Source organism: Aphanizomenon sp. UHCC 0183 (genome assembly GCF_009712065.1).
Classification (GTDB): domain Bacteria; phylum Cyanobacteriota; class Cyanobacteriia; order Cyanobacteriales; family Nostocaceae; genus Dolichospermum; species Dolichospermum heterosporum.
Window position 1 is genome coordinate 14,061 of record NZ_VILC01000037.1, and the last position, 26,167, is coordinate 40,227.

The following is a 26,167-nucleotide window of genomic DNA, read 5'->3' on the forward strand; positions in this document are numbered from 1 at the left end:
AAAAAGTGTATGCTGTTTTGGCACTTAGCGCAGAATTGACGAATTTAGTGGTTAGGAACGCAAATTTAATAACCTGCAATTCTGACTTAACCTGAAATGGTGCGTTACGCTGTCGCTAACACACCCTACTTTTGCACTTTATTTAATTCATATTCCTTAATTAACCTTTGATTTTTCGCGCAAAAACAGTATTTAGATGCTTGACAATTGATTTGAAATTTGCTATAATAAAATTGATAAGGAAGAACTATCTTAAAATAAATACCAGAATAGTCAAACTGACAACCCAGCGGGGAATGATGACACGACAACTGCACGACCAACTGGCTAAAGAATACCTAGAAGCATTATTAAAACCTTTAGGTAATGTCACAATCAGCAAAGATGTAAAAAGCGAAGTTCAGGAAATAGATGTTTCCTTTGAGCCAACAACAACATTACCTAAAAATTCAGAAGTAGGATTATTAGGAAGAATGGCAGTTACAAGCTGTCTTTTTGAACCTTACCGCAATGCACCTAATGAGGTAGAAATTAGAAGTTGTTTGTTAAAATTGTATAGTGTTCAGGGTGAATTGTTAAGACAAGCCAAAAGAGAAAAACGTTCTATATCTGAAGAAGAATTACCTTTTCTATGGATTTTAACACCCACTTGTTCTGAAAGAATCTTGGAAGGGTTTGGAGCAAAAACAAAGGAGGGATGGGAAAAAGGAGTTTATTTTCTGCCAAAATACCAGAAAGCAGCTATTGTGGCTATTAACCAGTTACCCATGACAGAGGATACACTATGGTTAAGGGTATTAGGAAAAGGTAGAACTCAAAATGAAGCTATCAGCGAAGTAGTTGAACTATCAAAAGAGAATGATAAATGGGATAGATTAATGGAAATTTTCGCATCTTGGCGGAAAAATTTAGAATTGAATAGTGATGTTAATGATGAAGAGGTAAAGGAGAGTTTATCACCAGCATATCTTAAACAACGGGAAGAATGGAAACAAGAGGGACTTGAAGAAGGAAGACAGGAAGGAAGACAGGAAGGAAGACAGGAAGGAAGTCTCTGACTGGGAATGAATTCTAGAAGGCTCTGCCTTCAATAATATTAGAGGCAGAGCCTCATCAACTGCATTCCTAGTCAGAGACTAGGAACGAGATGTGGTAAGGATTTGAGCTTAAGTTGACACCTATGAGCTTTTGCTTTACCCCTACCCGCCGAATCAAATAATTAAGCCGTGTTGAGTATAACCAGTTTTCTACATTAACAATTGCATAAAACCATTCACTGCATCATATTGATCTGCCATTCGAGAATAAAACTCTAGTGAACGCAAATCCAATTCTGGTAACAATTCACTCTTAGTTACTAAGTCATATCCTGTAGAACGCAAACAATAAACCGAAATTACACCATCTTGCCAAAACCAAACCTCTGATACTCCGACTCGACGATAAATTTCTAGGGTGTCAATTCCACCACTGGTGACTATTACCTCAATTGCCAAGTCTGGAACTGGTTTGCGTGTACCCAAACAATAAGACTCATCTGGTTCTTTGCGTGCGCCTAATTCTTTTGTCCCAATTGTCGTACTACCACGTCCATAAAAACGAATATTTTTCACCCGCATATAAATCTCCAAAAGCTGACCTAAAGTATTTTTAGGTTCTTCATGAGCATCAGATAAAGGAGATATAATTTCTAAACACCCATCTAAATAAGTTAATTGCGCTCCAGTTTCTGCCAAATCCCCATCTAATTTTTCCAGAGTTTCCCATGTTAGATTTGATAGCAAGGCTCCAACTGGATTTTTTTCAGATTGAGAAATTGTGACAACCATCTGATTCACCTTTTACGCCATTTTTATAATATCCTAATTGCCTATAAAACCTAAATAAATCAGGGTAATCGCTCATATTCATCGTATTACCAGACAAGGAACTTTTCATCAATTCAGAATTTTTGATAATTTCCTCTGCGATCGCCATAGTTTCAGCTACAATACCCACTATAGTGGCAATAGTGGTAATCATTGGCTCTTTTTTGATATCTTCTGAATCTACGGTATAGTTACCAGTTATACCTTTAGTAGCGAGTAAGCATAATGATTTGGCGATCGCTCAAAGTATTAAATCCTGACAATGATTATTCAGAGATAAGGCTGTATATAATCAGATTTCCAGAATAATTGACCGCAGATAACGCAGATCAAGACGGATGAATTAATTGGTTTCATAATTCTGTACAGGGTCTAATGTGAAGAATCATTTCTAGAACTGTTAACTTGATCTTTAATAGAGATAATTTAATCATTTTGATTCTATGGATTCCCCAAGACTAATATGTTTGTAAGTACCAAAATAAATCTTTCCCATTTACCTGTTTTCACTAAGTCGAAGATATATAAAAATATTACCCCTGTGATCTTCGGTTTGATATTATCAGGATTAATGCCCGGTATTGCTAAGGCAGAAACAGTAATGGAAAAGGTAGCACGGACAGGAGTATTAACTGCTGGTACGAGCAAAGACGCTTTACCATTTGCCTACTCCGACAGTCAAGGAAAATTGACTGGTTATTCTGTGGATATGCTAACTTTAATCCAACAGCAATTAGAGAAAGAATTAGGCAAAAAAATTACACTTAAATTAGTTGCAGTTACCCCAGCAGCAAGGATTCCCAAGATAATTAACCGACAAGTTGATATTGTCTGTGATGCCAGTAGTTTTACTTGGGAACGAGATAAAAAAGTTGATTTTTCTATTAGTTATGGTGTCACAGGGACGCAAGTTTTAATTAAGAAGGAAACCAATTTAGGTTCACCAGAATCCCTGATTAATAAGCGTGTGGGTGTGTTAGCTGGAACTACCAACGAACAAGCAATCAAGCAAATACAACCCCAAACCAAACTTGTATATTTTAAGACTAGACCGGAAGCATTTGCAGCTTTGGAACAGGGTAAAATTGACGCTTTTGCATCCGATAGCATTCTTTTAGAAGGATGGTTACAAACAGCAAAAAATCAAAATAGTTTTGCTATAGTCCCCCCTCGTCCCTATTCACGAGAAGGAATTGCTTGCATGATTCCTGAGAATAACTCTAAATTCCTTAATTCAGTGAACTATTCCCTCGTTAAATTTATGCAAGGATTTGTCAACGATAACCCTAAATATGTGGCAATTTTTGACCGTTGGTTTGGTTCTCAGGGTGCTGTATATCTCAATCGAGATTTACGTGATTTAGCCGTAGAAACCATGCAGTTAATGATCGAGTTTCATGAGGCAATTCCCCAGAAAGATTTGTAGGATTTAGTTATTAATTAGCATTTCCTCATCATATCGAGTATATTATAGCCCCATCCTCGCTTGCGGGGAGGGGGTTGGGGGTGGGGTTCTTGTACCTGACTGAATTAAAAACCGCCATATTCGTGATGACTAAGATTTGAACCTTAACAAGATTACGAAACACATAGATTTGTAAGGGTTGAGTAGTGCTCATTGGTGTTAACTTAAGTTAAAAATGGTTTATCTGTTGGTTTCTACACCCGCCAGAGAATAAATTCTCTGTCTCATAGCTCAAGTCCGTTAAAACGGACTCAGAAATTTTCCAAGTATTTAGTCATCTTCAGATGACTTTCGCTATTAGCAAGGAACTTGAGTTCCTTGCGGGATATAGGTTTTACGTAATTACTTATCAATAATTCTCAGGTTATAATTACTAGGATTTTTTAATTTTGCATAGGTGTATTCAGTAATTAATAGAGATACACCATAATTTTAAGTAGTGAGACAGAATTAATTACACAATGTTATTGAGTAAGCGTTGCGTGGCGTTAGCCATATGGAACGAAGTGAAATGAAGCAATTCCAAGAGTTGTGATTGCTTCCCTTCGCTCGCAATGACTGTAAATATTTTTGTCCAATTAAGTAGGTGAACAGAAAAATTTAAAGGTATATAACGGTATGTAAAGTTGTCTCAATGCGAGATTCTGATTGAGTTTCAGCCATTTTACAAAACGCAATACCCCTCATTTTTATTTTGTTCACCTACTTACTTATTTTCGCATATTTCGGTTGTCTCCCGTTTATTTACTGGTCATCATCTTGCAAAGTTTCAATTAACAAATTTACTTGCTGTTGTCGCTGCTGTAAAAAACTATCACATTCTTGTAAATACTCAACCGCAGTCGCAAATTCCGTAAATACATCGGCTAATTCTAATTCACCTCCCTCAATGCGAGTGATAATAGTTTCAATTTCTGCTATCTTAGCTTCATAACTTCCTCCATTTGCAGATATGGATTTAACCGAATTATTCCGTTTTACCATAAATTTTTCTACCTACCTCAATAAATTATGAATTTAACCAGTAATACAACAATTAGCAGTATCTATGAAGTCTGTATTGGTGTCCCAGATGCTATTTCCGCAATTCAATATTGGCAACAATTTGGTTATCGGATTGGAGAAATAGGAGAATTAACCGCAACTATAGCTTATCAACTATATCGGGTAAATTCACCTTTACAGTCAATTCGACTTTATCATCAAAGTGCAGATCATGGATTAATTCGGTTAATGATTTGGCAAAATCCTACATCTACAGGGTTAGGTGTGAGTTCCATGAAAACAAAAGGTAATCGTTGGAGTACTACCTTAACTACTGATATATTGGGCATTTTAAATCATGCGGAAGCAGCAAAATCAATTGGTGAAAACATTCTTTACACTCAAACTCACTGGGAAGTAATTTATAACAAAGATCAAAAAAGTCGTCCTTTTTTAGAACCGTTGGTGGGAGTACGCGAAATGCTATTACTTCAACCATTTAGTCGGCAAGTTTTATTTCAACGTTTTGGTTATGATGTGACTAATTATGGACAGATTAATGATCATGCACCTTTAAAAACTAGTCAGTTTACTCATGTAGGTATAGTTGTCCAAGATGATAGTAAGGAAATTCTCAAATTCTATGAAGAAGTTTTAGGTTTATTGCGTGTGCGTGATGGTGTAGAAACAACTTATGAATCATCTTTGGCAGGAAGAGATTTTTTTGCACTGAACCCAGGGGAAAAATTTATAGTTACAGCTTTTGATGATCCTTGTTCTTCTCAAACTGATTTTATGGCAGCGCGAAGTGGTAGACTTTATATTATTCGCTTTCCAGAAAATATGAAGTTGGCATCATGTTTTACAGATGCAAAACCGGGATGTTTAGGAATGTGCCTTTATACTTACAGAGTCAGGGAAATAGAGATTTATTGGCAAAGGGTGCGAGAAAGTGCCGCCCAACAAATTACGGAAATTATGATTAATGAGTTTGCAGAAAAGAGCTTTTCTTTTGTTGCTCCTGATGGTTATTTTTGGAATATATTGGAAAGTAAATAAATGATTACTCTAAGAAGATGTTTTAGAGGGTGTTTGAAAAGTTATGGTTGATGTATCAAATATTTTTTACCCCACCCTAACCCTCCCCTTGTAAAGGGGAGGGAACTGGATTTTTATTGTTTCCCCCCTTTACAAGGGGAAAGGGGGGTAGCAATGTGATGAAAATTACGGAATACCACTTTTCAAACATCCTCTTAAAAGTTTATGGCTATCGGCGATTAGAAATCGCTACTACACAAACCAAGTCCACCTTCGTGGACTAACACAAAATTAAGGTTCTTAACCCATGAAGATGGGTTTTGTCTGTGTAGCCGCGACTTCCAGTCCCCAAGGCAAGTAATAATATAATGGTGCGTTACGCTGTCGCTAACACACCCTACGAATCTAATCAGATTTTCTCATTTTGTTAATTTCTGCTTGTAATTTTTCAATTTCTTTTCTGAGTTTTTCTGCTTCATGATCTGGTGTTTCTGATGTAACATCTACGGAACCGTCAGTAGAACGTTGATAATTGCCTTTTTTGATTTGCTGATATTCTTCTGATACTGCCCAACTGCGTAAGTAGTGCAAGCGCTCTACGGGGAAAGGGTGACTCAGCATCATTCCTTGTGCGCCATTGTATAACAGAAATTTATATACTTGATTCAGCCCATCATCATCTAGTGCTTGATATTTTTCTGACTGCTGAATAAATTCTTGTAAACTACATTCATGGGCGTATTTATGACTACCTCCAGAGAGTTTCATCATAGATGACATGACTGGGTTTAAATCGTCCATGACTAATAAAGCCGCTCTATCTGCGGATAGTTCAGCTTTGCGTCGCCACTCAAAAAAGGCATAAATCAAGGCTTGACTGACAAAATTACCTAAACCGAAGGTTAATTCACCAATGACGGAAGCGGCATTCATCGCCCACATCGCCATTTGAATTAAAATAGTATGACCACATTTAATATGTCCCAGTTCATGAGCTAAGACCGTCCGTAGTTCGGCTTCATTAAGTAAATCTAGTAACCCAGTGTTAACGACAATATAAGGGTGTTCTTGTCCTAAAGCATAACTATTAACTTGGGCGTTTTGAGCTATAAACAAGCCCGGTTCGCCGCTAATGTCCAAATCTCGGACACATTCCCGGAATATCTGGTAAATAGTAGAATATTGGCGGGGTCCGACTTCAATGGAGTTACCCATTAAGTAGACAAGTTGGGGTCGTTCATAAACAAATTCTACAAATTTACGGGCGATTAAATCAAAGCCGGGTAAACTGCGTAAAGCTTGTTCTGCTTGACTATCTAATGGATGTCTGAAGGCTTCGCTGGAAATTCCTGGATAAGTTGGCATAATTTAGGAGAATGGGTAAATAAATGGTCATTGGTCATTGGTCATTGGTAAAGATAAAATAACGAACAACTGACAACTGACAACGAACAACTGACAACGAACAACTGACAACTGACAACGAAAAAACTTGTTATGGAATTAAAAGCGCGTGATTGAGGCTGAAGTTCATTTATCATTACATAACTTCTTGCGATCGCAAGCAGGTTTCCCTTCCTGGCATCATCATTTGACAATGGCTAGGTTGGTAGCACGTGCTTTGCGATTAGGACGTAGTGCTTTAATCCAGGTAGGGGCAGTTTGTGGGCATCAAGGACGATATCGCACCAGTTTTATCGCTTCTGCTTTAATGTGGCACGGTTCTGTAATTATTGTCGCTTCGGAAACTGTCCAGCAACGGTTGTTAAAGGTAGAAATTCCCCGACTCCAGCAGTGGCTACCAGCGAATAAACCTATTAGAACCGGTGACTTTTGGCCAAGTCCTGATTTTCAGGGTTTACTGTTGACTTCTCCTGAAGCTTGGTTAAAGGGACAATTTGCTGATAACAATCCATTTCCTGGGAATATTCCCACAATTATTGATGGCGTTGACGATTTAGAGGATTGGGTGCGTTCTAGGCTTACCCAAAGCATTGAAACCCATGATTGGGATCAATTAATGCTGGCTTATCCTTATGAAGCGGATTTAATTCGGGAAGTTAGGGTGGAACTAACATATAAATTATTTCAGCACCCCGAAAATCCCTATCACTGTTATCTGATTTCTCAGCCAGAAATTGATATTTTACAAGATTTATATTTAGCTTTAGATAAAAATCATCTTCCCGATGCTTGGCGAAAATTTTGGCAACAATTCCCCAATTTGGAAGATTCTTCTTCTCCTACTTTATTTTGGGCGACAATTTCCCGTCGTCAAGGATTATTTTCTTTACATTATGCTCCCCTGGAATTGGGTAAAATCCTCGCCCCAATTTGGCAACGTCAACCTGTAGTATTAATTGGTAGCGCCTTAGAACCGGAAACGGAAGCACCTCTTTTCCGTCAACGCTTGGGTTTAGAAGATGTTACTTGCTTGAAATTTGCTGCCGATAGTCAAGGGGAAGCAATTCAACTTTATGTTCCCTATAAGTTACCTTTACCAAATACACCGGAATTTCAACCAGCTTTAATTCATCAAGTTCGCACATTGGTATGTTTGAGTGCAACTGCACCAGGAATGACGGTAATATTAATTGGAGATGTACCACTAAAAGCCAGAGTGGGAGCAATTTTGGCTTCGGAATTTGGTTCACGGGTACAAGTGGAAAAAACTTGTTTAGATGAAAATGGGATTTTGATTACTGGTTGGGAATTTTGGCGGGAAAATCAAAGTGTTTTACCATCACCCAGATTGTTAATTATTGCAACTTTACCTTTACCATCCTTGGAAAATCCTTTGGTAGCTGGTAGAGTAGCTCATTATAAGCGATCGCACCAAGACTGGTTTCGGCTATACTTGCTGCCCACAGCCATGAATGAATTACAAAGAGCGATCGCACCCGTCCGCGAAAATCAAGGTATAGTAGCATTACTCGACAGTCGTGTCGTTAACCGCAGCTACGGCGTACAAATCCTTTCCTCCCTTAGTCCCCTAGCCCGTTTGAACTATCTTGATCCTAGTCTGTTTTCTACCAATAATGAAGATGATTCTAGTTAATTAATTTCCCTGCCGAATTTCTATTAGAATTTAAAATAAACTCAAAAACAAACTAAATTATCGAATTATGGGTGAAGCAAAACGCCGTAAAAACTCACTCGGAGAAGACTACGGACAAGACACTACAAAAATATTACCTTGGGTTCCCATCACAAAAACCCAAGCCTCACAATTTGTCGCTATTACCACTCGTGGTGCATGGATTGGTATTGGATCTATGGTTGTTGCTTGGGTAATCATCCGCTTTATCGGTCCTGCTTTCGGTTGGTGGGAAATTGTTGGGTAATTGGTAATTGGTAATTGGTAATTGGTCATTGGTCATTGGGAAGAAATATTCCCCCTACTTCCCCTACCTCCCCTACCTCCCCTACCTCCCCTACCTCCCCTACCTCTCTACCTCCCGAACTCCTGACTCCTGAACTCCTAAAAAACAATGCTCTTACATTTAAGCACTTGGCCGGAAGTTGAAACTTATTTACAAAAATCTCAGGGAATTATTTTACCCATTGGTTCAACAGAACAACATGGACCAACAGGATTAATTGGGACTGATGCAATTTGTGCAGAATCTATATCAAAGGGTGTCGGTGAAGCAACTCAAGCAATGGTAGCGCCAACAATTAATGTCGGTATGGCATTACATCATACAGCCTTTCCTGGAACAATTAGTTTACGTCCTAGCACTTTAATTTTAGTAATAAAAGATTATTTAACCTGTTTAGTCAAAGCTGGTTTTACCAAATTCTATTTTATTAATGGACATGGGGGAAATATCGCCACCCTCAAAGCTGCTTTTTCGGAAACTTACGCTCATTTAGAAGATTTACAAATTCCCAATTCCGCAAAAGTGCAATGTCAAATTGCTAATTGGTTTATGGGTAGTTCCGTTTACAAACTTGCCAAAGAATTATATGGTAATCAAGAGGGTTCTCACGCTACCCCCAGTGAAGTAGCTGTTACCCAATATATTTATCCAGAAGCAATTAAAAAAGCTTTTCTTGCTCCAGAAGTTGCGGGTGGACATACAATTTATAGTGCTGTTGATTTTCGGTTACGTTATCCAGATGGTCGTATGGGTTCAAATCCAGATTTAGCGACCCCAGAACACGGTAAGCAGTTTTATGATTTGTCTGTGGAAGAATTAAGTAAAGGGTATTTGGAGTTTATGAAGGGGGAATAAATGAAAGTCACTCAAACTATTGGCTGTACAAGTTAAAATGGCTCTTGCGTCTCTTTTATGGTGATTGAGAATTGATGATAACAAAACCCTTACGGGACAAGGGTTATAAACAATTATTTCCATATTTTCAATGAAATGCCTACACAATATGGCTTTCAATGATTTTGAACCAGGTTTTTCATAAAAATAACCGAAGAACCGTTAAAATCAAAGTTTAATGCACGTTATCAGCCGAAAAAAGCTCAGAGAATATTGTCAAGAACACGCAGACTGTTGTGAAGCTCTTGATGACTGGTATTTTACTGTTAGTAAAGCTAATTGGGGTAATTTAGTGGAGGTACAGTCTGTTTATCCCAAGGCTGAGTCTGTTGGTAATTTGACAGTTTTCAATATTAAAGGCAATAAATACCGTTTAATTGCTAGTATTAATTATGAGAACCAGGTCATCTATATTAAATATGTCTTAACTCATGCAGAATATGACAAAGACTACTGGAAAAATGACCCTTACTTTTGATTCAGAAGTTTACAGCAAATTACTTTCTCAGTCTCAACCGCGAGTTATTAAAACTGAGGAAGAAAATGATCGACTTTTAGCAGTTGTGGAAGATTTACTTTCTCGTTCTCGTCTGACAGCAGAAGAAAATGCTTTGTTGGAGTTATTGGTAAGGCTAATTGAAGATTTTGAAAGTCAGCATTATCAGCTAAATATTTCTACCCCTCGTTCGAGAATTTTGCATTTATTGGAAGCACGGGATTTAGAAATAGGTGATTTAGTTCCTGTTTTGGGTTCGAGTGAATTGGTTTCTCTGATGATGAATGGTGAGGTGGGAGTGACGCGAGAACAAGCTGAGATATTAGGGAAGTTTTTTCATGTTGATACAAGCTTGTTTGTTGGAGAATGAACCTATTTTTCTTTGTCGTGTTTCAATTTTATGTGGACTTAAATTCTAAGCAGACTAGTTAATTGATTACATAGATTACATAAACCTTATAGCCTAGATGAGAAGTTTCCTATAAAGTGTTTTGATTGCCAAACTGCTGTGTTGATATTGGAGCATTATTGGTAATATGAAAGATTTGGGCTACAAAGTGTTCAGTGTCTTGATCTGGCTTGGTAATTGCTGCCTCTATTTCAAGGACACCTTGATGAAGAATGTTGATAGAAATCAATTCACTACTTTGGTAGAGTGGAGAAAGAAATTTAACTAAACCCTCATTTTGTAAATATTTTAATATATTTATAACTTCCTCAATAGATATACCTGTTGCTTTTCCAATATCTTTTGCTGTTGTTACTTTGTCCGCTTCCCCATTCGTTTCTTGATAAATAAATCTAAGTACATCAAAACGATTTTTTTGTTTTTGTAAAACAAGCTGATAATCATTCATGGGAACTAATTTCCTATCTCAAGCACTAACCCAATCCTGGAAGATTTATATTAAGCCTATCTGCAATAGCAGTCACAGCATTAGCAAAGGTAACAATATCTTTTGTAACGCTCCAAAGTCCAAATAATGCAGCCTTGAGTTTAGAAGAAGGTTTAGGGGCGATAACTTCTTCTTCAATAGTTGCTAGACAACCAACAGCAATCTCCTGATTATCCAAGGGAATATCATTCACTGATTTCTTCAAATCCTCAATAATCTGTAAGATATCTGTAACATCAATTCCAATATTTTGATTGATTTGAGCAGTGTTGTAATTGCCAAATTGTTGAGAGCCAATAGGAGCTTTATTTGTTATCTGGAAGGTTTGAGAACTGGATTTAGAATTAATTCTCTCATCTAAGGAAATCTGTCCTTTAATAACCATGTGTCCTCTTGGAGTAACTGACTTAGCTAAATAAAAATCACCTGTTGAAGTTGAGTCAGAAAGGAGATTGATAAAACCACCTTCACTGAGTTCATCTAAATGAAAGCGAACTTCCTGGAGGTCTTTACCTAATTTTTCTACAATTTGTCGGTCACTGATTTCTTTTTTAGCAGAAAAAATTAGGTGCAAAATCTGACGTTGAGTTTCCTGCATAGTGCATTTCTGGATATATCGGCGATTAGCTGGACTTATTTGGCGTGAAAATTTCATTTTACCTACATATAGACATAATAACCCAAGTCTAAAAATAATTATAGCTTTTTTTACTACGGAAACCTGTACTATCTCTGAGTCTTACAGTTCCAATTAATCCAAAAACTCTCTCCTGTAAATCCTTAAATCCTGCAAATCCTGATTCAGACAATTTTTCACCATTAAAATTAGCATTTACTAGATGATAGAATAAGTGTGCGATTCCTACGGAGTGCTTCGCTATCGCTCTTTGAAATCCCGGAGTTTTTTAAATGGTTTCTACAGAACTACTCAACAGCCTACACACTCTCAGTCGTGCAGATAAACTGTACATTATGCAGGTTTTGATATCTGAACTAGCGCAAGAAGAAACTAACTTAATTAAACCTGATCAATCTTATCCAATTTGGTCGCCTTATGATGCTTTCGACGCTGCAAATACTATGTTAGAAGTCTTACAAGCAGCTAAATCTCAAAATAATGACTAATCCTGAAAGATATCCTTTTATTACTGTTAATCCTGAGTTAGGTGAAGCTGGGTTTCGTCCACATCTTCCGCTCAGACTAACCTATCAAAAACGCTCAATACAAACTTCTGCTTTACTGGATACAGGTGCAATGGTAAATGTATTACCTTATCCAGTGGGTATTGAACTTGGGTGTATTTGGGAGCAACAAACAACGGCTTTAAGCTTAACAGGAAACTTAGCTCAGTATGAAGCTCGTGCAGTGGTTATTAATACTATAGTTGGACAATTTGAACCTGTACAACTTGTGTTTGCTTGGACAAAAGCTACTAATGTTCCCCTACTTCTAGGACAAGTAAACTTTTTTATGGAATTTGATATTTGCTTTCATCGGTCACAGTTATATTTTGAGATTAACCCGAAACAAAAAGTTTTAGAGTAAAAAACATGGCTAATTGAGGATTTTGAAGATCAGCATTATCAGCTAATCCTGTAAATGCTGATTTTTGATTATCACTACTTGAATAGTCAATAATTTGGGAAATAATTATTTTGATAAATAGAAGTCTTATATATATGGGCGCACACTTTCCCACCCATACAATAAGCATACCCAAAACTCGGAACACTGTCAAGCCCCCTAGCTGAAATCACCAAAACTCGTTGAATTATTGATAAAATTCTCAATAATAATGAGAATAGACCCATTGTAATTGAGAAAGGCCTTTTTTACTCAAGACTAAAATATCCCCGACTTCTCTAAGAAGTCGGGGATATAAACCGTAAGCTTAATCAACACTTAAATAAATCTGAACTATAGACAATAGTATCTTAACTTTCGACTGATATTCTCAATTCCATTATCTGCAATTTCCTGTCACCAGATTATCTTTGTGTAAGCTAAATCTGCATAAAAAATATGGTACTTACTACAGTCCGCTTTTCCCAATTTAATGCTTCTCTAAACCGCAACACTGATGGTCAGTTGGTAACTGACTTATCTACCCCTAACAACGCTCAAGCAAAAACAGTTGCTGAAATTATTCAACGCAACAACCCAGATGTATTACTAATTAATGAATTTGACTATTCCCCCGCAGCAGTAAATCTTTTTAGAGAAAATTATCTGCAAATCAGTCAAAATGGGGCGACACCAGTTAACTATTCCTACTCTTATATTGCTCCTTCTAATACTGGGATTGCTTCCGGTTTTGACTTAAATAATAATGGTACAACAGTCACAACTCCAGGCGTAAGCGGGTACGGTGATGATGCCTTTGGCTTTGGGAACTTCCCTGGTCAGTATGGAATGTTGTTGCTTTCTAAATATCCTATTGATACAGCCAACATTCGCACCTTCCAAAATTTCTTGTGGAAGGATATGCCAGGAAACTTATTAACAAATGACCCAACTGTAGATAATCCTGCAACTTCAGTAAATGAGAACTTAAACGGTTTTTATTCACCTGAAGAAATTAACGTTCTTCGCTTATCTTCTAAAAGTCATTGGGATGTACCAATTACAGTAAATGGGGAAACAGTTCATGTTCTTGTGAGTCACCCCACACCACCTACCTTTGACGGAACTGAAGACCGCAACGGTAAGCGTAATAGTGATGAAATTCGTTTTTGGGCAGATTACATTACCCCAGGCAAAGGTGATTATATCTATGATGATGGGGGTAAAAAAGGTAATCTTGTCGCTGGTTCAAGCTTTGTCATCATGGGTGATCAAAATGCTGACCCCTTAGATGGTGACAGTTATAACAATGCCATTCGCCAACTGTTACTAAATCCCAGTATCAATACAAATGTTATCCCCACCAGTTTAGGCGCTCCTCAACAGGCAACTTTACAAGGTCAGGCAAATAACAATCATAAAGGTAATCCTGCTTTCGACACCGCAGACTTTGCTGATACTGCACCGGGAAATCTGCGAACAGACTATGTACTTCCCTCCTCTGACTTACAAATTAGTAAATCAGAAGTGTATTGGCCTAGCAATACTGACCCAAATTTCCCATTAGTAGGAACTTTTAATGCTAGTCTTCCTGGTGGTTTCCCTAGTTCTGACCATCGCTTAGTATATGCAGATGTGCAAGTTGGTGAGACAGAACCTGGAAAAACTGCTGTTAGCGCTGGATTCAAGGGACAAACTATTTTCAATACAGGCTTTATTCCCTCTGGTGCAGCCGGAACAGTAAATGGTCAACAAGTTGCGTTGGGTGGATTGTCCGGTGTAACTTACGATGCGGTAAATAATCGCTATTATGCCATTTCCGACGATCGCTCATCCAATGCCCGTTTTTATACCTTCACTCTTGACCCTGTTACTAATACGGTAACTTTTACCAATGTTGTCCAACTCAAGGATATTAATGGTAATCCTTTTGCAGCTAATAGCTTAGATCCAGAAGGTATTGCTTTAACTAGCAATGGGACAGTTTTAATCTCCTCAGAAGGAGAAGTTAGACCAGATTTAGGTGCAAGTCGCGTCACCAATCCTTTCATTAAAGAGTTTAATCTGACTACAGGACAGGAAATTCGTTCTTTAGCAGTACCCAAGAAATTCCTCCCAGTTGTCCAAGATACTAACAACAATAATGTTGTTGATACGGGTGATACTCAAACTTCAGGGGTGCGTAACAACTTAGCCTTTGAAAGTTTAACCATTACACCTGACCAAAAAACCCTATTCACAGCTACAGAAAGCGCCCTATTTCAAGATGGTGCAATTTCTACAACTACCACCAGCAGCCGTTCTCGGATTATTCAATATAATTTGGTGACAGGACAACCAGAGAAAGAATATCTGTATATTACTGACCCCATTGCTAAAGCCCCTACAGGTGGAACTGCGGCTGATAATGGTTTGGTAGATTTATTAGCAATTGATAATCGTGGCACTTTGTTGGCGTTGGAGCGCTCCTTTGCTGTCGGACAAGGAAACACGATCAAAATCTATGAAATTACCCTCCAAGGGGCAACAGACATCAATACAGTTGATTCTTTGAGTAGCCTGACTGCATCTCAACTAGCTGCTATCCAACCTACTCAAAAACGGCTAATTTTGAATTTAGATACCCTGAGTTTGCCTAATAGTGACGGCAATCATCCCACAGGTACAGATAATATTGAAGGTCTGGCATTTGGTCCCAAATTGGCAGATGGTACACAATCCATTGTTTTGGTGAGTGATAACAACTTTGGTGCTACCCAATTTACCCAAATCCTCACCTTGAGTGCAGATTTAGTTCCCACTGCTACTCCCATTCTAGAAACCCGTCCGGCGCTTTTAGATGATGACAGTTTACCATTTAGTCAAAGAGCCGATGCAGATGATCCTGCAATTTATGTCAATGGTACAGATTCTAGCAAAAGCCTAGTTTTAACCAGTGTCAAAAATGGCGGTTTGCGAATTTATGATTTAGCTGGAAACCTGTTGCAAACCATTAATCCTAGTAATCCAGATATTCGCTACAACAACATTGACTTGCAATATGGATTTACCTTGGGTGGTCAGAAAGTTGATATTGCTGTAGCGAGCGATCGCAATAATGATAAACTAGCAATCTTCAAAATTAACCCCAACAGTGCTAATGGTAATTATTTAGAAAACATTACCGATAGCAGTGCCGCCACAATTTTCCAAAGTGTACCTTTTGCACCCAGTTATTCTGCATCTAGTAAGAGTTCCTATGGCTTAGGACTCTACCGCAGCCCAATTACCAACGATTATTACGTCTTCACCAGCCGTCGTCAAACTGGAGATGTAGTCCAACTCAAATTAGTAGACAAAGGCAACGGTAAAATCGGTTATGAGGTAGTTCGTAGCTTCACCATTCCCTCACCAACCACAGCCGGTGCTTCAGCCCAAACTGAAGGCATGGTAGCAGACCAAGAAACAGGATTTCTGTACATTGGTCAAGAAGATGTGGGGATTTGGAAATTTGACGCTGAACCCAATGGTGGTTCAACAGGTAAATTAATTGAGAAAGTCAAAGCTGAGGGAGGCAAAAACCTCACCAATGATGTTGAAGGCTTGACAATTTATTACGGTAAAAACGGTACAGGCTACCTGTTAGCATCCAGTCAAGGCGATAACACCTTTGCAGCATATACCCGTGAAGGCAACAACGACTTTTTAGGCAGATTTGCAGTTGGTAACAATGGCGGAATTGACAGCGTTCAAGAATCCGACGGTGCGGATGTTATTAATCTGCCCTTGGGTCCCAATTTCCCTTATGGTGTATTTATCACCCAAGACGGTGCAAATGACCCCGCCACCATTGTTAGTGGGGAGAATATCAGCAGCAACTTTAAGTTAGTACCTTGGGAAAATATTGCTAATGCTTTACCCAACCCCCTGAAAATAGACACCACAAGTTACGACCCTCGTAACCCCGTCCCCCAACCACGACTAACTAACTACGAATTTACCAACCTCCCCAAATTAGGAACAACTACCAAAGGTCAAGATATCTTCTTAGGTGGTTTCTCAGGGTTGTATTTCCAAGGTATTGCGGTAAATGGTAATCTCCAATTTGTGACTCACACCGACAGAGGACCAAATGGCGACCCCACCGGTGCTAATCGTCCCTTCTATTTACCCGATTTTCAACCAGAAATAGTCAGTTTTGAGCTTAACAGACAAACAGGTGCGATCGCCATCACCAAGAGAACAGGACTATTTGAAAAAGATGGAACAACCCCATTAACCGGACTTCCCAACCTACAAGCAGGGGCAAATGGTACAGCATACACCGATGAAATTGCTGTTAATTTGGATGGTCAAGTCATAGCCAATAAAGCGTTAGGGGCTGATGTTGAAGGCATTGTTATTGCCCCAAATGGCGATTATTGGCTGGTAGATGAATACCGTCCCGCCATTTATAACTTCGATGTGAATGGTAAATTACTTAACCGTTATATTCCCCAAGGGACAGCCACAGCCCTCGAACCAGACGCAGCAGCAGGAACTTTTGGCACAGAGGTATTACCCGCAGTTTATGGTCAACGTCGCAACAATCGCGGTTTTGAAGCCGTAGCTTTAGAAGGTAGTAAACTTTACGCCTTTATTCAAAGTGCCATTGATAACCCAGATAATGCCAATGATACAACATCCAGAAATTCCCGTAATTTGAGAATTTTGGAATTTGACATTATTTCCAAACAAGTCACTGGTGAATATCTCTATTTACTTGACAATATCACTGCTGCTGGTAACGCCAGAACCGATAAATTAGGTGATGCAGTTTCCTTGGGTAATGGTAAATTTGCCGTTGTGGAACGGGATGATTTAGGAACAAATGCCTCCAACAAATTGATTTATCAAATTAATTTAACGGGTGCTACCAACATCAATAATCCTGCTAATTTCACCTTACCTGCTGGTAAAACCATTGAACAACTCACACCAGCCGAATTAACCACTGCTAAAATTACCCCAGTTAGCAAAAGTTTAATTGCCAATGCTGCCCAACTTGGTTATACAGGTGTGGAAAAATTAGAAGGTTTAGCATTAGTTTCACCCAACACCCTAGCATTAATTAACGACAACGACTTTAACGTTTCTGGTAATACCCCGAACGAAAAATTAGGGATTTTAGAACTACCCTATAACTTGACAACTCCTCAACCCAAACCATCTTTAAATATCTTGTTGGTGAATGATGATGGTTATCAAGCTAAGGGAATTAATGTTCTTTACGACAAACTAGTTGCTGCTGGTCATAAAGTCACCCTAGTTGCACCAAAAACCCAACAAAGTGGCCAAGGTACAGCCATTGATACCGATAAAGTTTTCCAACCCATTGAGGTGGTTAACTACGCAGCCAATAAATGGTATGTAGATGGTAAACCAGTTATTGCCACTTGGACAGGATTGGATTTTGTTGTTAAACAAAGACCAGATTTAGTAATTTCTGGAATTAATGAAGGGGAAAACCTGGGGTTAGAAGGAATTATTTCTGGTACACTCAGCGCTGCGGTTTCTGCTGTACATCAAGGTGTGCCGTCCATTGCCGTTAGTGCCGGCATAATTTTATCAGAACGTGCCGCTGGTTATCCCAGCACTGATAAAGCCTATCAAGTGGGCGCTAATTACGTCGTTGATTTAATTTCCCAATTACAGGCAAAACAAGGCAGTCAACCCCAATTATTACCCGACGGTATTGGTTTAAATGTCAATATTCCTGCTGATAACCCAATCACAGGTATTGCTTTCACAGAGTTTGATTTAGCAGGTAGTTTTGATTTTAAATTTGGTCAATTACCAGCGAATTTTGGTACAGGTCAAGGCATCCTTTATAGTCAAAATTCTCTTCCTGCTGGTGCAACTCCCAAACCCACGTCTGAGGGAGAACAGTTTTTAGCTGATAAAATTACCGTCACAGCCTTTGATGGTGATTGGGGAACAACCGCAAGTCAGCGTCAAGCATTAGCACCACGTTTACCTTCAAGCGTACCCAATTTAGTTAACCCCATTGCTACTGCCAGCAAATCCTTAAATATTCTGTTGGTAAATGATGATGGCTACCAAGCTAAGGGCATAGATGTTATCTATAATGCCTTAGTTGCAGCCGGTCATAACGTCATCCTAGTTGCACCAAAAACCCAACAAAGCGGTAAAGGAACTTCCATTAATACCGATAAAATCTTCCAAAATATGGAAGTTGTCGAATTTGATGGGGCGAAAAATAAATGGTACGTTGACGGTACACCAGTTGTTGCCACTTGGGCAGGTTTAGATTATATTTTGCCCAGTCAAGAGAACTTAGCCAAACCCGACTTAGTAATTTCTGGGATTAATGAAGGGGAAAACGTTGGTTTTGATGCTATTTCCTCCGGGACACTGAGTGCGGCAGTTACAGCCTTACAAAATGGGATTCCAGCGATCGCAGTTAGTGCTGGTATCAATTTAGCAGAGTTCCAACAGGGCAACAGATCCAGCACCGAAAAGGCTTATGATGTGGCTGCTAGAATGGTTGTAGATACCATTAACAAGCTTCTCACCACCCAAGGTACTAACCCAGATTTATTACCCAAGGGTGTCGGTTTAAACATCAACGTTCCCGCCTACAACCCCGATAATGCCAGTCTCAAAACCTTAACAGGTGTAGCATTAACCAAATTTGACGAAACCACCAGCCTCAACTTCAATGTTGCTAAAAACCAAAATGGTGTAGCCAGCATTCTCTTAGGTTCACCCACAATTACAGGTGATATAGAATCAGAAGGTGGTAAATTCCTGGAACGCAACATCACCATTACACCCATAGATGGTAACTGGAGTGCCAGTGCGTCCAGTCTTCAAAAAGTAGCGAGTGATGCCGCACCTTTACCTGTGAATGGGATTGCCAGTGGAGATACAACCCAAACCTCAACAGTTTTGTGGGCGCGGAGTATCTTCCCAGGTGCAGTTAAATTTGAGTATTCCACCAACTCTAACTTCAGTACCATTGCGGGGACACAAACAGCCAATGTCATTGATGTTAATCTACCTGTGAAGGTGGCAGTTAGTGGACTGACTCCCAACACCAACTACTTCTACCGGGTTACAGATACCACCGGGGCAACCAGCATTGGTAAATTTAGCACAGCCGCTACCATTGGTAACAAAACTGGCTTGAAATTCGGTGTTACTGGAGATTGGCGTGGTGAACTTGCCCCCTATCCAGCCGTTAGCAATGCTGATGATGCCAACCTGAAATTCTTCGTTGAATTGGGTGATACTATCTATGCTGATGTGGCTTCACCTGCCGTCAAAAACCCTGATGGTACAGAGAAAAAGCAAGTTATTACTGTAGATGAATATCGTGCCAAACAAGCAGAAGTTTACAGCCAAAAATACGGTGAAAACACCCTGGGCGATTTACGGGCTGCTACTTCCATCTTGGCAACTGTTGATGACCATGAAGTAGTTAATGACTTCCAAGGTGGAAAAGATTTAGCCACAGCCTCCAGCGCAGATAAAACTCTATTTGGGGCAACTTCTGGCTTAGTTAACGATTCCCCACTGTACGAAACCGGTTTCCAAGCCTTCCAAGAATACAACCCCATTAGTGACCAATTCTATGGCGCAACAGGGGATACTCGCACGGCGGGAGAACGCAAACTTTATCGTTACAATACCTTTGGTAGTGATGCAGCCACCTTCGTTCTTGATGCCCGTTCCTTCCGTGACCCAGGCTTAACAGATGTTGCTAATATTAGTGATGCCACTCAGGTGACAAAATTCCTGACTGATTCCTTTAATCCTAACCGGACAATGTTAGGAAAAGTCCAGTTGGATGACCTCAAACGCGACTTAATCCAAGCGCAAAAAGATGGCATCACCTGGAAGTTTATCATGTTGTCACAGCCTATTCAGAATTTGGGAGTGGCGATCGCTGCCGATAGATATGAAGGCTATGCGGCAGAAAGAACAGAAATTCTCAAATTCATCAACGACAGCAAAATCAGTAACGCTGTCTTTGTCACCGCAGACTTTCACGGCACATTAGTCAACAATCTCACCTACCAATTAGCACCAGGACAAGCACAAATCCCCACCAGGGCGTTTGAAATTATTACCGGTTCTGTGGCTTATGATGCTCCTTTTGGACCAACAGTGGGTAATTTCTTCCTCACTCCTGAACAAAAGGCATTTTACAATTCTCTACCTGTGGCTAATGACGGTGACAGCACAGTTAATGATAGAGACGATTTCATCAAACAAGTCGTTAACGGTGGCATCAATGCTTTAGGTTATGACCCCGTTGGCTTGAATAACAATCTGGCTGTAGCTAACGGTTTGATTGATGCTAACTTGTTGCAAGGTGACTATGTTGCCACTCATACCTACGGCTGGACAGAGTTTAACATTGACCAAGCCACTCAAAAGTTGACTGTCACCACCTACGGCATTGACCCTTACACCCGTCAGGAACTAGAAGCAAATCCCGTAGCTATATCTAGTCGTCAGCCGAAAATTGTCAGCCAGTTTGAAGTCAAACCTAATAACTTTGTAGATTTAGAGTTGAGTCAAACTGCAAATGTCACAAACGCAGTTATCGGAGACCAAGTAACATTCACCTTAACCCTTTCTAATAAAGGTTCTCTACTGGCTAATGGCATTAAAGTCACAGATTTGTTACCACAACCATTTACTCTCATCTCTGCAACACCGGAACAGGGAACTTACAACAGTCAAACCGGTGTGTGGGATGTGGGAGAAATTGCTGGTAATGTTACCCGCACCCTAAAACTCACAGCCAAAGTGACTCAAAGTGGGGCATTAACCAATAAAGCCGAAATTACCGCCCAAAATCAACCTGACTTTGATTCTGGTGCTGGTAACAACAACGCCCAAGAAGATGATCAAAGTTCAACTACCCTAAATATTACTTCTCCTATGGTGACACTCAAAGGTTTTGCTTCTCTACCTGCTGATACCTTCGCAGCAGGTCCTGCTTCAGGTGCAGCCGTAACCAATCCTACCAATGGACGCACTACCCCCTTCCCTGGTCAACCAGTGCAAGGATTCAGTGGTGTGCAGTTTGCCCCCAATAGTGGTGGTTCTGTATTTTGGTTCTTAGCAGATAACGGTTTTGGCGCAAAAAATAACAGTGCTGATTTCCTCCTGCGACTTTACCAAGTTGACCCCAATTTTGCGGGTACAGAAAACGCTAATGGTTCTGTAGCGGTTCAAAACTTCATTCAACTCTCTGACCCCAATAAATTAATCCCCTTTGATATTGTCAATAAAAACACAGCCAAACGGGAACTGACCGGGGCTGACTTTGATGTAGAGTCCTTTGTGATTGATGCTAAAGGCGATATTTGGGTCGGTGATGAATTTGGAACTTACTTACTACATTTCAATAGCAATGGTGTATTACTAGATGCCCCCTTCCCTACTCCTAACCCCGTTAAACTAAATACCCTCAACGGTCAAGCACCAATTGTGATCGGACATCGTGGCGCTAGTGGTGAACTGCCAGAACATACCATAGAAGCCTACCGCTTGGCGATTTTACGCGGTGCAGACTTCATTGAACCAGATTTGGTATCCACTAAAGATGGGGTCTTAATTGCCCGTCATGAACCAAATCTCATCAATACTACTGATGTAGCTAGTCGTGCTGAATTTGCTAGTCGGAAAAAGACGGTGTTGGTAGATGGTGTGGCTGAAGAAGGTTTCTTTGCTTCCGACTTTACCTTGGCAGAAATTAAAACTCTGCGCGCTGTCATGCCTCAAGGTTTCCGAGATCAGGTATACAACGGTCTTCTCCAAGTTCCTACCCTGGGCGAAATTATTGATTTGGTGAAAGAGGTTGAGGTACAAACTGGTAAGAAAATCGGTATTTATCCTGAAACCAAACACCCCACCTATCACGATAATTTGGGCTTGTCACTGGAAGAAAAACTGATTGACACCCTCAAAGCGAAAGGATTTACTGATCCCAAACGGATTTTCATTCAGTCCTTTGAAGTCAGCAATCTCAAGGATTTAAACAATACCATCATGCCGGCTGCTGGTGTGAATCTTCCTTTGGTACAATTGCTTGATGCCTACGATGTCGCCAACGATGGCACACTGTTGTATCAAGATGTTTACGCTCGTCCTTATGATTTCACTGTTAAGGGAGATACTCGCACCTATGGAGATCTACAAACTCCTGCTGGTTTGAAAGAAATTGCTACCTACGCCGATGGTATTGGGCCTTGGAAACGCCAGATTGTTTCGGTGAAGACTGTAGACAATAACAATGATGGTCAACCAGATGATCTCAATAACGATGGTGTGATTAACGATGCAGATAAAGTTACCCTAGCACCCACCAGCTTGGTTAGTGATGCCCACAAAGAGGGTTTGCTTGTCCATCCTTACACTTTCCGCAACGAAAGCCGTTCTCTGGCATCAAATTATAATAACAACCCTGAATTAGAGTATCGTCAATTCATTAGTTTGGGTGTAGATGGTTACTTTACTGACTTCCCAGGGACAGGAGACTTAGTTCGGGATCAAATTACGGCGAATCAAGTCCGATCGCCCCAAAATCCCACTGTGCTTTCTACTCCTAAATTTGATACCCTCACAGGTAAAGCCCCCATCGTCATCGGCCACCGGGGTGCAAGTGGTGAACGTCCAGAACATACAATAGAAGCCTACAAATTAGCGATCGCTCAAGGTGCAGATTTCGTTGAACCGGATTTAGTGGTAACAAAAGATGGTGTCTTAATTGCCCGTCACGAACCCATGTTAGCAGTCGGTGTTCTCAATACTGACGGCACAATTCAACGGGATGCCAATGGTAAGCCAGTTATCAATACTACCGACACAAGCACGGATGTTTACTTACGTGATAAATTTAGCGATCGCCTAAAAATCAAAAATTTAGATGGTCGCAATGTCGCCGGTTGGTTTGCTGAAGACTTTACCCTGGCAGAAGTCAAGGAACTAAATGCGATTGAACGGATTCCTGCTTTACGTGGTACTACTTTTGATCAAGACGGATTGAAAGTACCAACCCTGAAAGAAGTCATTGATTTGGTGAAACAAGTCGAACTAGAAACAGGTCGCAAAATCGGTATCTATCCCGAAACCAAACATCCTACTTTCTTTCAACAGCAAGGTATCAATACTAGCCAAATCTTAGCAGACACCCTCAAAGCTGAGAACTTTACCGACCCATCTCGGATCTTCATTCAATCCTTTGAAGTTGCTAACCTCAAGGCGCTGAAAAACACCATCATGCCCACCGCAGGGATTGATATTCCTCTAGTGCAATTGTTTGGCGGTTCAGGTCGTCCTTATGATTTTGTAGTCAGTGGTGATACCCGCACCTATACCGATATTTCTACACCAGCAGGTTTAACAGAAATTGCTACCTACGCCAAAGGAATTGGACCGAATAAACAGCGGATTATTCCTCAGTTGACGGTAGATGCCAATAAGGATGGTACTACTGATGATCTCAATGGTGATGGTCAAATTAGTGATGGCGATCGCGTTTTAGGCACACCCACAACCCTAATCCAAGATGCCCACAAAGCTGGTTTAATCGTCCATCTCTACACTTTAAGAAATGACGAGTTCTTCCTTCCCGATACTTACAAAAACGACCCCGGTGCAGAGTTCCGTAAGTTCATTGATTTGGGTGTAGATGGTTTCTTTACCGACTTCCCCAAAACCGGGCGACAAGTTCTAGTAAATAATTACCTAGCTGGTACAGGCTACGCTAATCCCAACGCGAATTTAAATACCCCTTACTTCAATAATTCACCGGAATACTTCGCTCCCAATCAGCCCTACTACGGCGACCTCGTAACAGCCAATTTAAACCGCTCCCAAGGCTTTGAAGGCATGGCATTTAGCCCTGACCGTCAAACCATCTACCCGATGCTGGAAGGAACTGTTGTCGGCGATCCTGCGGGTTCTGTACGGATTTATAAATTCGATGTAGCCAGCGAAAGCTACCAAGGATTAGTAGGACGTTATCAATTAGCCAGTACCAGCAATGCGATCGGTGATTTCACTCCCATCAATAACAACGAGTTCCTAGTTATTGAACGGGATAATGGCCAAGGTAGTACCGCCCTTTTCAAGAAGATATTCAAAGTTGATTTTAGCAAGATTGATGCTAATGGCTTTGTCTCCAAAGAAGAAGTAGCCAACCTTCTCAATATCCAAGACACCAATGATCTCAATGGTGACGGCAAAACTACCTACGATATGCCTTTCCAAACCATTGAAGATGTGTTGGTAATTGATAGCAAAACCATTTTGGTAGCAAACGATAACAACTATCCCTTCTCTATCGGTCGTCCTCCCGCGATTGACAACAATGAGATGGTGGTATTGGAATTAGACAAACCTCTTGCCCTTGATTCCCGTTTAGGTATATCTGCGTCTATAGCAGAAGCTACCCAATATATTGCCGGAACAACTGGTAAAGATGATTTGTTTGTCAGTGGTGGCACTGATGGCATCAACGACACCATCTTCACTGGTGCAGGTAATGACACAGTTGATACTGTCTTGGGTGCAAGTTCTCCCTTTGCTGGTAACAATATCGTTGATCTGGGTAGCGGTGATGATACTATCTTTGTCAATAAAGGCGATCGCACTTTTGGTAGTGATGGTAATGACACCTTTGATGCGAGAGATGGACAAGGTGGCAACCGCATATCCGGTGGTGTGGGTGATGATACCTTCTACTTGGGTAGCAATGACCGCGCTTTGGGTGGTGATGGTAAAGATATCTTCAGAGTTAGTCTTGGTGGTGGTAACTTAATTTCCGGTGGTGCTGGCGCTGACCAATTCTGGATTGTCAATGCTGAATTACCCAAAGCTGCTAATACCGTGCTTGACTTTCAACTGGGTACTGATGTTATTGGTATTCAAGGTGCTGTTAGCTTGGGTATTACGACATCCACACTCCAGTTAAATCAAGTTGGTGCAGATACCGCGATTGTCTTCAACAATCAAACTTTAGCTACGCTGACTGGTATTCAAGCCAGTAGTTTGAATTTGACAGATTCTAAACAGTTTGTCTTTGCTTAGAATATAATTCTCCCATAGGGGTTTAGCGCAATGCGTTAAGCCCCTGATTTTTAGTGTTACGAGGTAAAGTTTTTATCACAAAACCGTAGGGCGCAGGGACTGCACCCTCCATTGTATTTGATTAAAGCGAGAATTGCTGTAACATAAATCTCATTTTCCCACATCCCTATCGCCTTCCCATCATCCATGAGTCATTTCATTTAAAGCAGTATTAATTATTTCTTCACTAACTCCATGATGTTTTAAATTTTCAATAAAAGTAGAAATTCCTTGATTACGACTTTCTAAATAATATAAAATTGCTGCAATGGGCGATGGAGGTTCAATAGGATAATTTTGTTGTTCATAAACTTCTACTAAAGTCGTTAAAATATCTAATTTTTCATATTCTGGTGTATTAGGTTCAGCCTCAAAAATTTGTTCAATTTCTTTTAAGGCTTGTTGATAATCTGCTTCTGTTCTAATTGGTTTTAAGTTCATAATATCAAAC

At 40.1% G+C, this 26,167-nt stretch carries 18 protein-coding genes; 11 read left to right on the plus strand and 7 right to left on the minus strand.

Features of this window, described 5'->3' with window-relative positions:
- The first annotated feature begins 296 nt into the window (after window positions 1-296).
- Window positions 297-1,058: a hypothetical protein gene (locus tag FJR37_RS14160; RefSeq protein WP_340626624.1), complete on the plus strand. Its 762-nt coding sequence runs from the start codon at window positions 297-299 to the stop codon at window positions 1,056-1,058.
- Window positions 1,059-1,247: 189 nt separating this feature from the next.
- Here the strand turns inward: FJR37_RS14160 and FJR37_RS14165 are convergent, their stop codons facing one another.
- Window positions 1,248-1,829 carry a Uma2 family endonuclease gene (locus tag FJR37_RS14165; RefSeq protein WP_039204709.1) on the minus strand — a complete coding sequence of 194 codons (582 nt, stop codon included), beginning with the start codon at window positions 1,827-1,829 and terminating at the stop codon, window positions 1,248-1,250.
- On the minus strand, window positions 1,804-2,022 hold the full coding sequence (locus tag FJR37_RS14170; RefSeq protein WP_039204711.1) for a hypothetical protein: 219 nt from the start codon (window positions 2,020-2,022) through the stop codon (window positions 1,804-1,806). The genes FJR37_RS14165 and FJR37_RS14170 overlap by 26 nt, the downstream gene beginning before the upstream one ends.
- 309 nt (window positions 2,023-2,331) lie before the next feature.
- Here FJR37_RS14170 and FJR37_RS14175 point away from each other — a divergent pair, with 309 nt between their 5' ends.
- Window positions 2,332-3,294, plus strand: a complete 963-nt coding sequence (locus tag FJR37_RS14175) for an amino acid ABC transporter substrate-binding protein (RefSeq protein WP_174763423.1) — start codon at window positions 2,332-2,334, stop codon at window positions 3,292-3,294.
- A 783-nt stretch (window positions 3,295-4,077) separates the two neighbouring features.
- On the opposite strand, the gene xseB is transcribed toward FJR37_RS14175, so the two are convergent.
- A complete protein-coding gene (gene xseB / locus FJR37_RS14180) occupies window positions 4,078-4,317 on the minus strand; it encodes an exodeoxyribonuclease VII small subunit (RefSeq protein ID WP_053540542.1) in 240 nt (79 codons plus the stop codon).
- Between the two features lie 27 nt (window positions 4,318-4,344).
- On the opposite strand from xseB, the gene FJR37_RS14185 reads away from it, so the two are divergent.
- Window positions 4,345-5,376: a VOC family protein gene (locus FJR37_RS14185; RefSeq protein WP_168466301.1), complete on the plus strand. Its 1,032-nt coding sequence runs from the start codon at window positions 4,345-4,347 to the stop codon at window positions 5,374-5,376.
- A 384-nt stretch (window positions 5,377-5,760) separates the two neighbouring features.
- On the opposite strand, the gene FJR37_RS14190 is transcribed toward FJR37_RS14185, so the two are convergent.
- Window positions 5,761-6,720: a M48 family metallopeptidase gene (locus FJR37_RS14190; protein WP_039202892.1), complete on the minus strand. Its 960-nt coding sequence runs from the start codon at window positions 6,718-6,720 to the stop codon at window positions 5,761-5,763.
- A gap of 148 nt (window positions 6,721-6,868) precedes the next feature.
- On the opposite strand from FJR37_RS14190, the gene FJR37_RS14195 reads away from it, so the two are divergent.
- The 5 genes from FJR37_RS14195 to FJR37_RS14215 all read left to right on the plus strand — a co-directional run bounded on the left by FJR37_RS14195 (window position 6,869) and on the right by FJR37_RS14215 (window position 10,498).
- Window positions 6,869-8,413, plus strand: a complete 1,545-nt coding sequence (locus tag FJR37_RS14195; protein ID WP_039202891.1) for a helicase C-terminal domain-containing protein — start codon at window positions 6,869-6,871, stop codon at window positions 8,411-8,413.
- A 67-nt stretch (window positions 8,414-8,480) separates the two neighbouring features.
- Window positions 8,481-8,699 (plus strand): DUF2839 domain-containing protein, encoded by a 219-nt coding sequence (locus tag FJR37_RS14200; RefSeq protein ID WP_039202889.1) that lies wholly within the window; start codon window positions 8,481-8,483, stop codon window positions 8,697-8,699.
- Between the two features lie 147 nt (window positions 8,700-8,846).
- Window positions 8,847-9,593: a creatininase family protein gene (locus FJR37_RS14205; RefSeq protein ID WP_168466302.1), complete on the plus strand. Its 747-nt coding sequence runs from the start codon at window positions 8,847-8,849 to the stop codon at window positions 9,591-9,593.
- Window positions 9,594-9,810: 217 nt separating this feature from the next.
- Window positions 9,811-10,110, plus strand: coding sequence for a type II toxin-antitoxin system HigB family toxin (locus FJR37_RS14210; RefSeq protein WP_096668604.1), 300 nt, complete (start codon window positions 9,811-9,813; stop codon window positions 10,108-10,110).
- Window positions 10,094-10,498 (plus strand): type II toxin-antitoxin system HigA family antitoxin, encoded by a 405-nt coding sequence (locus FJR37_RS14215; RefSeq protein WP_254434580.1) that lies wholly within the window; start codon window positions 10,094-10,096, stop codon window positions 10,496-10,498. The genes FJR37_RS14210 and FJR37_RS14215 overlap by 17 nt, the downstream gene beginning before the upstream one ends.
- 109 nt (window positions 10,499-10,607) lie before the next feature.
- Here the strand turns inward: FJR37_RS14215 and FJR37_RS14220 are convergent, their stop codons facing one another.
- Entirely contained in the window at window positions 10,608-10,985 is a 378-nt protein-coding gene (locus tag FJR37_RS14220; protein WP_168466304.1) for a replication/maintenance protein RepL, read from the minus strand.
- 25 nt (window positions 10,986-11,010) lie between these two features.
- The gene (locus FJR37_RS14225; protein WP_168466305.1) at window positions 11,011-11,622 is read right to left on the minus strand and encodes a hypothetical protein; all 612 of its coding nucleotides are present in this window, start codon (window positions 11,620-11,622) and stop codon (window positions 11,011-11,013) included.
- Window positions 11,623-11,933: 311 nt separating this feature from the next.
- Between FJR37_RS14225 and FJR37_RS14230 the strand changes: the two genes are divergently transcribed.
- The 3 genes from FJR37_RS14230 to surE all read left to right on the plus strand — a co-directional run bounded on the left by FJR37_RS14230 (window position 11,934) and on the right by surE (window position 25,677).
- Entirely contained in the window at window positions 11,934-12,149 is a 216-nt protein-coding gene (locus FJR37_RS14230; protein ID WP_168466306.1) for a hypothetical protein, read from the plus strand.
- Complete coding sequence (locus FJR37_RS14235) at window positions 12,142-12,570, plus strand: hypothetical protein (RefSeq protein WP_168466307.1); 429 nt, start codon at window positions 12,142-12,144, stop codon at window positions 12,568-12,570. Before FJR37_RS14230 ends, FJR37_RS14235 begins: the two co-directional genes overlap by 8 nt.
- 477 nt (window positions 12,571-13,047) lie before the next feature.
- Window positions 13,048-25,677: a 5'/3'-nucleotidase SurE gene (gene surE / locus FJR37_RS27005; RefSeq protein WP_254434581.1), complete on the plus strand. Its 12,630-nt coding sequence runs from the start codon at window positions 13,048-13,050 to the stop codon at window positions 25,675-25,677.
- A 180-nt stretch (window positions 25,678-25,857) separates the two neighbouring features.
- Here surE and FJR37_RS14265 read toward each other — a convergent pair.
- The coding region (locus tag FJR37_RS14265; protein WP_254434582.1) for a type II toxin-antitoxin system HigA family antitoxin at window positions 25,858-26,167 on the minus strand (310 nt) is incomplete at its 5' end.